Annotated in this window: 9 protein-coding genes; 7 read left to right on the forward strand and 2 right to left on the reverse strand. The window is 41.4% G+C overall.

Translation table 11 applies throughout. From position 1 onward, the window contains the following. Positions 1-427: 427 nt before the first annotated feature. The 3 genes from J7E63_RS22130 to J7E63_RS22140 are packed head-to-tail and all read left to right on the forward strand — an operon-like array spanning position 428 to position 3,630. On the forward strand, positions 428-1,420 hold the full coding sequence (locus J7E63_RS22130; RefSeq protein ID WP_251033686.1) for a nuclease-related domain-containing protein: 993 nt from the start codon (positions 428-430) through the stop codon (positions 1,418-1,420). Then, a complete protein-coding gene (locus J7E63_RS22135) occupies positions 1,405-2,892 on the forward strand; it encodes an ATP-dependent helicase ComFA (protein ID WP_215016564.1) in 1,488 nt (495 codons plus the stop codon). The genes J7E63_RS22130 and J7E63_RS22135 overlap by 16 nt, the downstream gene beginning before the upstream one ends. Positions 2,893-2,913: 21 nt before the next feature. Next, on the forward strand, positions 2,914-3,630 hold the full coding sequence (locus J7E63_RS22140) for a ComFC family protein (protein WP_215016566.1): 717 nt from the start codon (positions 2,914-2,916) through the stop codon (positions 3,628-3,630). Positions 3,631-3,714: 84 nt separating this feature from the next. Here the strand turns inward: J7E63_RS22140 and J7E63_RS22145 are convergent, their stop codons facing one another. Continuing rightward, positions 3,715-4,212: a spore coat protein gene (locus tag J7E63_RS22145; protein WP_214998963.1), complete on the reverse strand. Its 498-nt coding sequence runs from the start codon at positions 4,210-4,212 to the stop codon at positions 3,715-3,717. Positions 4,213-4,486: 274 nt separating this feature from the next. Here J7E63_RS22145 and hpf point away from each other — a divergent pair, with 274 nt between their 5' ends. Continuing rightward, entirely contained in the window at positions 4,487-5,035 is a 549-nt protein-coding gene (hpf, locus tag J7E63_RS22150; RefSeq protein WP_168245720.1) for a ribosome hibernation-promoting factor, HPF/YfiA family, read from the forward strand. Between the two features lie 382 nt (positions 5,036-5,417). On the opposite strand, the gene secA is transcribed toward hpf, so the two are convergent. Further along, positions 5,418-7,931, reverse strand: a complete 2,514-nt coding sequence (secA, locus tag J7E63_RS22155) for a preprotein translocase subunit SecA (RefSeq protein WP_215016568.1) — start codon at positions 7,929-7,931, stop codon at positions 5,418-5,420. 538 nt (positions 7,932-8,469) lie between these two features. Here secA and J7E63_RS22160 point away from each other — a divergent pair. The 3 genes from J7E63_RS22160 to J7E63_RS22170 are packed head-to-tail and all read left to right on the forward strand — an operon-like array spanning position 8,470 to position 11,834. After that, the gene (locus J7E63_RS22160) at positions 8,470-9,882 is read left to right on the forward strand and encodes a cytochrome c3 family protein (protein WP_215016570.1); all 1,413 of its coding nucleotides are present in this window, start codon (positions 8,470-8,472) and stop codon (positions 9,880-9,882) included. A gap of 27 nt (positions 9,883-9,909) precedes the next feature. After that, a complete protein-coding gene (locus J7E63_RS22165; RefSeq protein ID WP_215016572.1) occupies positions 9,910-11,115 on the forward strand; it encodes a cytochrome c3 family protein in 1,206 nt (401 codons plus the stop codon). A gap of 20 nt (positions 11,116-11,135) precedes the next feature. Then, complete coding sequence (locus J7E63_RS22170) at positions 11,136-11,834, forward strand: tetratricopeptide repeat protein (RefSeq protein WP_215016575.1); 699 nt, start codon at positions 11,136-11,138, stop codon at positions 11,832-11,834. Positions 11,835-11,836 lie beyond the last annotated feature (2 nt).

Below are 11,836 nucleotides of genomic sequence, written 5' to 3' on the forward strand. Positions count from 1 at the left end.
GAATCGGCGGAAAAGGTTGTGAAGTCGGCGGAATCCGTACGAGGATTGGCGGAATAACTCCAAAAGTTAGCGGAATCCCGGCCCAAATTGGCGGAATCGAACGGCTGTGAGCCAAGCCGTAAATGACCAGAGGCTAGGCTCGAGATATTAAAAAAAGGTAAATAAAAGGGGTTTGGCGGAATCATCAGGGGAATCGGCGGAAAAAGTTGCGAAGTCGGCGGAATTCATACGAAGATTGGCGGAATAACTCCAAAAGTTTGCGGAATCCTGGCCCAAATTGGCGGAATCCCTTATCAACAATTGTAAAGACACCAGACCGTCACATATCCACAAAAAATATAAAAACCTTCGACAAATTAGCAGGAATTTCTCCTTTCTTTGAAGAAATCTTCCAAAAAAGAAAAAGGAGCTGACGAATGAATTGATCATGAAAGAATTAACCCCGCCACAAAGACTATTTTTAACTCAAATCCTAAAAATCCGACTAATAATCGGCCACAGCAAATATCAAGAAATTGAAAAAGACCTCGCCAAACGGTGGGCCGGATACTGGGGCGAAATAGCACTAGCAAACTACGTAAAAGAACTTCCACATGATAAATACCACATCTTCCACGACCTCCAACTCCAAATCAACGGCATTCACTTTCAAATCGACACACTTCTCCTCTCACAAAACTACATCCTAATCATCGAAGCAAAAAACATCGCAGGCAAATTAACTTTTGATAATGTCTTCAAGCAGCTAATTCGTACCCATGATGATGGAACTGAAGAATCATTCGAGGACCCGCGCGTTCAATGCCAGCGACTGCAATCCCTCTTACGCAATTGGCTGGTCAAAAACGGCTGCAATCTTCTCCCGGTAGACACCCTTGTTTTTTTCAAAAGTACCAGTACGATCTTGAAAACTAACTCTGGAGACAAAACAGATTTTAGTAAAGTATGCAAGGGAAGAGACCTTTTTAATAAAATCGAATCAATGGAACAACGAAATCATCAAGAAAGGGTAGATACCGATACCTTGACTAAGATCGGAAAATTGCTCTTAAGTCAACACAGTCCAAAACCAATTGATATCTTAAAAGAATACAATCTTACCGAAAAAGATATCCGGAGCGGAGTTTGTTGTCCAGATGATAAATGTAACTATATCCCAATGAATTTCAAAAGAGGAAAATGGATTTGTCCCGCCTGCCAAACCTCTTCAAAAGATGCCATCCTAAAAAGCCTCAGTCACTATTTCTACCTATACAAGCCAACGATGACCAATCTAGAATTGAGAAAATATTTGCATCTCCCATCCCCTGATACCACTCAAAAAGTTGTTCATAAATTAAACCTGCAAACAACAGGTAAAACAAAAGATCGACTCTATTATCTGAATCCAGAGGAGGTGTCCTCGTGCGTTTTGTTATAAAAAATAAACTCCTGATTCCTAGCATCAAAGACGTTGATTCACTCAAAATTACGCACATCGCCAGCATCCCGCAGCCGCATCTAAATCCAAACTTCCAATACCATCCTGATCTTCAGCAGCTTCTCACAGGTAAACAACTTCTCCTAGAAGATATCCCAATTCTATTAGAAGAAGTGCAAGCACATTACGAAAATGGCTATGTCACTTACCGTAAAGGAATCGAGTACAACGGAAAAAAGCCCATATGCTCCCGGTGCGGAAATAAGGACCCACAGCATTTTGCATCTTACCCATGCTCACGATGTGGCGAAACCTGTCTCTATTGCCGCCATTGCATCATGATGGGAAGAATTAGCGAATGCACGCCGCTCATTGGCTGGAATGGCCCGGTGCCTGACACCCATCTCCCTGCAAAAATCAAACAATGGCAGGGGACACTCTCACAAGGACAGCAAGAAGCATCAGAGCATGTAATTGAAGCCATTCAACAAAATCAGGAGCACTTAGTTTGGGCCGTTTGCGGGGCAGGGAAAACTGAGGTCCTATTCGCTGGAATTGAAGCCGCACTTGCTGCTAAAAAAAGAATCTGTATTGCCACACCGCGAACGGATGTCGTCTTAGAGCTCACTCCTAGACTAAAAGCCGCCTTCCCGGAAATAAAAGTTGCTTCTCTTTACGGCGGTAGCGAGGACCGTCATCTCTATGCTCCGCTCACGATTGCGACCACCCACCAGCTGCTCCGCTTCTACCATGCCTTTGATGCGATCATTTTAGACGAAGTCGATGCCTTTCCTTATACTGTTGAGGAATCTCTCCAGTACGCCGCCATCCAGGCGCGAAAGCCATCATCAGCCATGATTTACCTAACCGCAACGCCCAATGAAAAGTGGCAAAGGGAATGCCGTACAGGGAAACGAGCATTCACCACGATCCCCTCTCGTTTCCATCGCCATCCGCTCCCGGTCCCCAACTTTGTATGGTGTGGCAATTGGCAAAAGCAATTGCAGAAAAATAAATTGCCACCGAATGTCCTCCGCTGGATTTCGGCGCGGATTCAAGCAAATAAACAAGCCTTAGTCTTCTTTCCGCATATCCCTTTGATGGAACAAGCCCTCCCCATCCTGCGCCAATTTGATACAACTATAGAAGCTGTCCATGCCGAAGACCCTGACCGCAAAGAAAAGGTGCAAAAGATGCGATCCAAAGGAATTCCTTTACTGTTAACGACAACTATTCTTGAGCGAGGAGTAACTTTTCCTAACATTGATGTAGCCGTAATTGGGTCCGAAGATGCCATTTTTACAGAAAGTGCCCTCGTCCAAATTGCCGGAAGAGCAGGGAGGAGTAAGGAACATCCTGATGGGGTGGTGACCTATTTTCATTATGGAAAAACCGAAGAGATGTTAAAGGCAAGAAAGCAAATCGTCTCGATGAACCGAGAAGGTATTAAAAGGGGCTTACTCAATCAATAAAAAGAGAGAGGAGCATTAAAAATGAAATTCCCCATCCAAAACCGCTGTCTAAACTGCCACGAAGTAATCCTGCCAAGCATTGGCTGGAGGGCCATTTTCTCCGTAGATAAAGAACAGCTTATTTGCCAAGCCTGTGAAGGGAAGTTAGAAAAAGTTGAAGGCAATCAATGCCGAATCTGCAGCAGGCCATTTGGCAACATAGATATGAAGTTTCGTAGAGGTGATTTGTGCCATGATTGTTTCCGATGGGAGGAAGATTCCGAATGGCAGGGATACCTTGAGAAGAACCATTCCCTGTTCCTCTACAATGATTTTTTAAAAGAGGTGATCGCAAAGTTTAAATTTCGCGGCGATTATGTACTAGCGAGAATCTTTTCGGAATTGCTCAGGCAGAAGTTGACCGAGATCGCTCCCGACCTATTTATACCTATTCCCTTAAGTAAAGAGCGGCTATATGAGCGGGGGTTTAACCAGGCAGCCGCCATCCTTGCAGAAGCAGGCTATCATCCCGAAAATGTGCTCAGCCGAATCCATTCAGAAAAGCAATCTAAAAAATCTAGGTCCGAGCGGATTCATCTCTCACAGGTCTTTCAGGTCAACCCTAATGTTGACTTAGCAGGAAAAAAGGTCATCCTGATTGATGATATCTATACAACTGGCTCAACACTACGGCATGCAGCAAAACTTTTAAAAGCAGCCGGTGCTGCGAGCATTCAATCGCTGACACTTGCTCGTTAGCCTACATGCGCTTTTCTCAATTGGTGCAACTTGGGATGGAGTTAAGGGGGGGCCCCAGACAGGGACCCGCCCGCCCCTATAACATTAAAACCCCATCTTTAACGCCTTTTGTGCATTTTCAATGTCATGGCCAAGCAACCGACCTAAATCATAGGAAGGATAATAACCATGCTTGTGCATATAATTAAAAATGCGCTCATGTCCATGAATCGCCCCAAGCAGTTGATTGGTAAATGTTTTTCGTAACGCAGGTGTCGCCGTTTCTGTAATCGCGACAGAAAGATTTCTCACCAAAGTTTTAGAAAGGCCCAGCAAATCACCGGCAAAAAAGCCTGCATCCTCGCGCACATCTTCTTCGTCCCTGGCTTGATGGCCGGCGGCAGAGGGATAAAACTTAAGTAAAGCTCTCAAGTTGCTTTCCAGATCATGAATACATTTTTTGTAAAGTTCCTTTAGCTCAGGATCAGTAATTTTCTTCATCGACATTTTTAGTTTCATTAACCCAACCGACTGAAAAGCAACCATTTCGTGCAATTCCAACGTCTCATGCCAGGCCAGTAATTTTCTTTCCTCTTGCTCCATTCTCGAAATCCTCCATTTCGCTTAACATCCATTTAACCTATTCTTTAAGCAATTCACTGGAAAGTTGTCCCACTAAAGAATACAATAAAATTGAACAATCATTCATTTTAGTAAATATTATCTATCTGTGTCAAAGGGCGTACAAAACATTGTCACTATATTCCCTTTGATTTTGTCAATAAATCGACAAAATTTTTGTTCTGATTTAGCAGGATAATCATAGGGTAAAATAGAAATGTTATTACATAGCCTTAACTAAAGGAGGAATCCACAAATGAAATATAACGTTCGTGGTGAAAACATTGAGGTAACTCCAGCAATTAGAGAGTATGTTGAAAAGAAAATCGCTAAATTGGAACGCTATTTTACTGAAGCACCTGATGCAAAGGTAAATGTGAATCTACGATTCAATCAAGATAAAACTTCTAAAGTAGAGGTGACCATCCCACTACCGCAACTAGTCCTTCGTGCTGAAGAAACAAATGTTGACATGTATGCTGGGATTGACTTGATTACTGACAAATTAGAGCGCCAAATTCGCAAACACAAAACAAAGGTTAACCGTAAATTCCGTGAAAAAGGCGACTTTCCTGTTACATTTGCAACTACTGAAAACACCGAAATTCATGAATTAGACGAAGACGAATTAGAACTAGTTCGTACAAAACGCTTCGACCTAAAACCAATGGACAGTGAAGAAGCCATCCTGCAAATGAACATGCTAGGCCATAGCTTCTATGTATTCACAAATGCAGACACACATCGTACCAATGTTGTTTATAAGCGCAGAGACGGCCGCTACGGCTTAATCGAAGCACAATAAGTAAATATACGAAAAGCAAACGCTGCTCCTTAACGGGGCAGCGTTTTTTTGAGCTCGGGTAGGGTCTACGTGACCGAGAAGAGTAAAGAATAGATAAATGGGTCACATAGAGGAGAATCACACAAAATCAAGCTACCTTTTCTAAATAAACATATAAGAAAGATATCCCCTTGTGGATATCTACAAAATTAGAAGAGATATCTACAAAACTATGCATTATATCTACAAATTTTCAGAAGATATCAACAAATCCCCACCACTTATCAACATATCCACAAATTCCATCCCCAAAACAACAAAAATGAGCCAGCGATTACGATCGCTGGCCCTCACTAATTTATAACTTCGAAATTGGAGCCATCAAAGCTATTACATATTAACGTTATTTCCCTGCCCCGCAGCAGTTCTTATATTTCTTGCCGCTTCCACAAATACATGGATCATTACGGCCCACATTAATTTGCTTCACTTTCGGCTTTTGCTTAACCGGTTCGCCGTCTTCTTTTGGATGAACCGCTTGGCCTTTGGCTACTTCTTGGCGCTCAAGGTTGTTGCGGATCTCCGCTTTCATGATATACATCGCTGCTTCGTCTTCGATCGAATGGATCATCGTCTCGAACATTGCAAAGCCTTCATGCTGATATTCACGAAGCGGATCGATTTGTCCGTATGCACGTAAATGGATTCCTTGACGGAGCTGGTCCATCGCATCAATGTGATCTATCCACTTGGAGTCAACCGCACGCAGCGTAACAACCTTTTCGAATTCGCGCATTTGCTCAGGGAAGAGAAGTTCTTCTTTCTCCTCGTAACGTTCCTTCACTTTTGCAAAAATAGTATCGCGGATTTCCTCGGGGTCTTTCCCCTTAAGGTCATCGACCGCGATGTCACCTTCATGTAGTAGAGTAGCATTCACATAATCGACAATAGCTTGCAGATTCCATTCTTCCTCATCCTCATGACGAGATGCATGGGCATCCACATTCCGCTCGATTGAGTTCACAATCATCTTTTGAACAATGTCACGAAGGTTTTCAGATTCTAATACTTCATCACGCTGGGTGTAAATGATCTCACGTTGTTGGCGAAGAACATCATCATATTGCAAGAGCTGTTTACGGGCATCAAAGTTGTTACCCTCGACGCGTTTTTGCGCAGATTCCACAGCTCTAGATACCATTTTACTTTGGATAGGCTGGGAATCATCCATGCCAAGGCGTTCCATCATGGATTTCATATTATCAGAACCGAAACGGCGCATCAGTTCATCTTCCATCGATAAGTAGAACTGTGTAATACCAGGGTCCCCTTGACGTCCAGAACGTCCGCGAAGCTGGTTATCGATCCGTCGGCTTTCGTGACGTTCCGTCCCAATGACAGCCAGTCCGCCCAGCTCAATTACCCCTTCCCCAAGCTTAATATCCGTACCACGACCGGCCATGTTGGTCGCAATTGTTACTGCGCCCCGATGACCTGCTTCAGCAATGATTTCAGCTTCACGCTCATGGTTTTTCGCGTTCAAGACATTGTGGCGAATTCCCTTTTTCAATAAAAGCCCGGAAATAAGCTCAGAAGTTTCGATAGCTACTGTACCAACGAGGACAGGCTGACCTTGTTTATTGCGCTCCGCAATATCCTCTACCACCGCTCTAAACTTACCGCCAATTGAAGAGTAAATTAAATCAGGTCTGTCATCACGGGCAATTGGTCTGTTAGTAGGGATGACGATAACATTCATATTATAAATGTTACGGAATTCTTCCTCTTCCGTCTTCGCGGTACCTGTCATACCGGCCAATTTTTCATACATCCGGAAGTAGTTTTGGAACGTAATCGTTGCCATCGTCATGCTTTCGTTTTGGACTTCGAGACCTTCTTTTGCCTCAATAGCCTGGTGCAAGCCTTCGCTATAACGGCGGCCCTTCATCAAACGACCGGTGAACTGGTCAACGATGACAATTTCACCATCTTGAACGACATAGTCCACATCAAGGTGCATGCTAGCATTCGCTTTTAAAGCCTGGTTAATGTGATGGTTTAAGGTAACGTGCGCCATGTCAAAGAGGTTTTCAATCCCAAAGGCTTTCTCGGCCTTGCTAATTCCTTCTTCCGTTAGCATAACGCCCTTTGTCTTTTCATCATACGTATAATCTGTATCCCTTTTAAGCATACGGACAAAGGCATTGGCTTGAATATAAAGGACAGCGGACTTTGCCGCTGAACCTGAAATAATTAATGGGGTACGGGCTTCGTCAATTAAGATCGAGTCAACTTCGTCAATCACTCCATAAAAAAGTGGGCGTTGTACTTTTTGTTCCTTATATAGGACCATGTTATCACGCAAATAATCGAAACCAAATTCATTATTTGTTCCATACGTAATATCCGCGGCATAGGCTGCCTGCTTTTCATCCTTATCCATACTATTTAAATTTAAGCCGACTGTTAAGCCTAAAAATTGATACAACTGACCCATTTCATCGGCGTCACGGCTTGCTAAGTATTCGTTGACCGTAACAACATGAACTCCTTTACCAGAGAGAGCATTCAAATAAACGGGCATGGTCGCGGTTAACGTTTTACCTTCACCAGTCTTCATCTCGGAAATGTTCCCTTCGTGGAGAGAAATACCCCCCATTAACTGAACATGATACGGATATAAACCAAGTACACGGCGGGCGCCTTCACGGACAACGGCAAACGCTTCAACGAGCAAATCATCGAGTGTTTCCCCGTTTTGATAGCGGGCCTTGAACTCCTCTGTTTTTTCCCGCAGTTGGTCATCGGTCAGTCTTTCTGTTTCCGTAGCCAATGCGTCAATTTTCGTTGCAAGCTTGTCTAACCGCTTCAGCTCACGCTTGTTCAGATCAAATACTTTATTTAAAATCCCCATCATTTGATGAACGCTCCTTTATTTCGAGACTAATACACTCTTTTTTAAAAAATCCTAGTCAAAAATATTCGATAATTTTCCTTTTAATCTTACCACTTCCTCAATACAGTGACAACAATGTAGAGGGAAGCAAGATTCGTACAATCTACTATAATTAATCAACTAAAGTCAAACTTCTAAACTAGCCTTTTGTTATGTTCGATTTATCGTCAAATATGACAGACTAATGGCAACTGTTGAGAATAACTTTCAACCAAGAAAACTACCTATAAGTCCTAATGTGTTTTTGAATAAATAAAATTAAAATTGAATAAAAATACAATATTATGCATATTAAACAACACGCGTGTAGTGTTAATCCAACCTTTAAATAACAACGTTTTTATGTTGTTTTTAGTGGGAATTCCACTCCGGATTTCTATGAGTAAATATTCACAAATTGTACATTGGAATATACTCTTACAATGTTAGATACTACCTTTAGAGAGGTTAATATGGAAAATATATAGAGAAAGAATCCAAAATGGGAAGGGTGAATTAAGTGGCCATTTGGGGGAAAAAAAATAAAGATAAAGATCCCGATAGTAGAGAAGATAGAAAAAAAGCTGGCCTGATTCACGGATTATGGCGAAAGTTTCGAGGGATTGACTGGAAGAATCCAGTGAACAGGTGGAAATTACTGTTTGTTTCCCTTGTCGGTTGTATCGTTGTTTTTGGTGGAGGATATGGGGTCCTTACCATGACAAACTCGCCGACATTCTGTGCGAGTTGTCACGAAATGGCACCAGAATATTCAACGTTTACTGCTAGTGCCCACAATCAGATATCTTGTGTACAGTGTCACATCAAGCCAGGTTTCACCAACATGATTACCCACAAAATGAAGTCAGTGAAAGAAGTGTACTACCACGTAACAGGTGTACCTGAACAAATCGTTCAAACCGAAGAAGAAGCTGTTTCAAACGAAAACTGTTTACAATGTCACTCGAAGAACCGTCTTGTTACTGCATCGGGTGACTTAAAGGTTAACCATAAGGGCCATATCGAAGAAGATATTCCTTGTATTACCTGCCATGCAGGGGTTGTTCATGCGAAGATGGCAACACGCGGTATCAACGTTGAAGAAGTTCGCGGCGAATGGACAAAGGAATCTGCCGAAAAATTGATGGAAAAGAAATATCTAAGACCTAACATGGGAACTTGTATTGATTGCCACGATAAAGTGAACAATGGCGTAAAACCTTGGAAGGAAGCTGCTTACAGCGTTCCGCCAAATCCAGAAGAACTAGAGAAAAAACTCGAAGAAAACAAAAAAGAAGGTACTACCGAAAATACCAAAGAGACTGCAACTGAAGCAACAACAACTGAGGCAACACATGAAGGTGAAACGACAGAAGCAGAAGCATTAGCAGCTCATGATCAAAAAACTCAAGATATCATCTTACAAGCAGTAGGAAAACAACTAAAAGACGTTAAGCTTTCGATGGCATGTGAAACTTGCCATAAAAAAGTAAAAGTACCAAAGAGTCATAAGGTTGAAGGCTGGAACGGTCAACACGACGGCACGGCTATTCAAGAGTTAGATAAATGTGTGAACTGTCATCAAGATTCTAAATGGATCAGAGAAATTCCAAAAGAAGACATTATTTCTCTACTTAAGATGAAAGAAACAAAAACAAAATATATACCAAACATCACAATCGTTAAAGATCAATCACGAATCAATAAATTTTGTAGCGCTTGTCACAGCAACCGTCCTGAAGGACACATAGACAGTGACCAATGGTTAACTGCTCACGCGTCTAAAGCAAAAACAGATAATCAAAAATCTGAATGCTTCGTTTGTCACGACCGTGAAAAGCCAAAACCAGGATCAACAGAAGTTAAAGCACCAACAGATGTGTATTGCCTATACTGTCACAGAACTGGCTTTAAATCTGACAAGAAGAAATAATAAAACCTGAACAGGAGGGTCGTTTTTATGGACGAGGAGCACAATCAAGAGCTGCCGGCCCCTCCCCGTTTTCGCTTTAAAGGAAACGAGCTTCGCTATAAGTTAATTAAATATGCGACTTTAACTTTGTTGTTTCTAGCCATCTTCTTTGGCCTCGGTTTTTTCGGGCTAGAAACAACATCCAGTTCAAAGTTTTGCTCGTCCTGTCATGAGATGAAACCCCAGTACTATACATGGAAAGCTTCCTCTCATAGTGAGGTAGAATGTGGTAGCTGTCATATTGGACCAGGAGCAGACAAATACTTGAAAGCAAAAGGTAACGGAATCAAGGAATTATACAAAAAGCAAACAGATACCTATCTCGCACCTATTAAGATGCCGAATCTTATACCTGATCAAGCTTGCGAAAACTGTCACAATATGAATAACCGAGATGTCACACCTTCTGGGGATATCATTATACCTCACAGCAAACATAAGACGGAAGGGATTAAATGCGTCCAGTGTCATAGCGGTACTGCCCATGGGGAAATATCTGATAGAAAAGTAACTTATAAGAGTGATTATGGAAAATGGGATGAAAAACTAGGAACCATGTTAATGAGTGATAAGAAATTTAATAGTCCGCAAATGGATACTTGCATGGAATGTCACGAAGCAAGAAAGGCAACATTGGAATGTAAGGCATGTCATGAAACATCAATGGTTCCTAAAACACATAAAACACAAACATTCAAAACAGGCGGACATGGCAAGATTCAACCATCTGAATTGAAAAAATGTGAGCAATGCCATTCCTATACGTCGAGCGAAAAGTACGACTTATTTAAGGAAGCCCCAAGCTATACCAAATTTTTAAAAAATGAAACTACTAGTTCCAATAATATTTCAGTTTCACAATATGCAAAAACAAACACTTTCTGTAAAGAATGTCACGGAAAAAGACCAGAAAGCCATAAAATTGCTTCTTTTGAGACGAAACATGGCAGTATATCAAAGGATACACAAAAATGCTTTATTTGCCACTCTAACCGGATCACAAGTGATTCACCTGTAACAACGGTTCAATGTGCTTCCTGTCATCCGAGTTCACACAAGGATACATTTAAGGATAAACATCCAATCAAATTAGCAGAAAATCAAAAATACGATAAATCATGTTTAAAATGTCACGTTGAAAAAACGTGTTCGAAATGCCATAAGTCAAATATAGACCATAAAGCAAAAGAATAGATTCCGAGAGGGGATTTAACATGGAAGCAGAAAAAGTACCTCAGGAAGTAGAGGGAAGAACAGCCAAGAAGCAGCCTAAGACTTTTAAGAAGAAAACAGGAATCCTGTTGTTATTACTCACATTAATCATTTCCGTTGGTACAGGATATGCTCTCGGTCACTTTTATTTTTGGAATAGCGTTGATATGAAAAGGGTAAATGAGCAGTTAGATTACTATAAAGAAGAGATAAGAAAAGATCCTACCAATCTAGAAAACCGAATCGTTCTTGGTTACACCTATTATTTAAAGGGTGATCATGATGAAGCGATTAAACAGTTTGATTATGTGTTAGAGCAAGATAAAAATTATTATGATGCCCGTTACAACATGGGTTTAGTATATCTAACTGAAGAACGTTATAATGAAGCACTAATTGAATTTGAGAAAGCAGTTAAAATTGCACCTAAAGACTATAAGGGTCATGTGCAAATGGGAATCGCTTATCGCGGGTTAAAAGAGTACGATAAGGCTACAAAAGCACTGGAACAAGCCAACAAGCTAGCTCCAACCAACTCAGACATTATTTATCAAATTGGTATGGTTGCTGAAGCACAAGGTGATTATGAAAATGCGATTGCTATTTACAAGGACTCACTCCAATATGATCCATTGTTTAAAGATGCAATCGATGCTTTAGATAGACTAAAAGATAAAGACACAAAGGCTAAAGGTGAATAACA

The organism is Bacillus sp. ISL-75, assembly GCF_018613095.1.

Coding starts and splice junctions, on each gene's coding strand:
- hpf (WP_168245720.1), top strand. CDS start 4,487: ATGAAATATAACGTTCGTGGTGAAAACATTGAGGTAACTCCAGCAATT.
- J7E63_RS22165 (WP_215016572.1), top strand. CDS start 9,910: ATGGACGAGGAGCACAATCAAGAGCTGCCGGCCCCTCCCCGTTTTCGC.
- J7E63_RS22145 (WP_214998963.1), bottom strand. CDS start 4,212: ATGGAGCAAGAGGAAAGAAAATTACTGGCCTGGCATGAGACGTTGGAA.
- secA (WP_215016568.1), bottom strand. CDS start 7,931: ATGATGGGGATTTTAAATAAAGTATTTGATCTGAACAAGCGTGAGCTG.
- J7E63_RS22130 (WP_251033686.1), top strand. CDS start 428: ATGAAAGAATTAACCCCGCCACAAAGACTATTTTTAACTCAAATCCTA.
- J7E63_RS22170 (WP_215016575.1), top strand. CDS start 11,136: ATGGAAGCAGAAAAAGTACCTCAGGAAGTAGAGGGAAGAACAGCCAAG.
- J7E63_RS22140 (WP_215016566.1), top strand. CDS start 2,914: ATGAAATTCCCCATCCAAAACCGCTGTCTAAACTGCCACGAAGTAATC.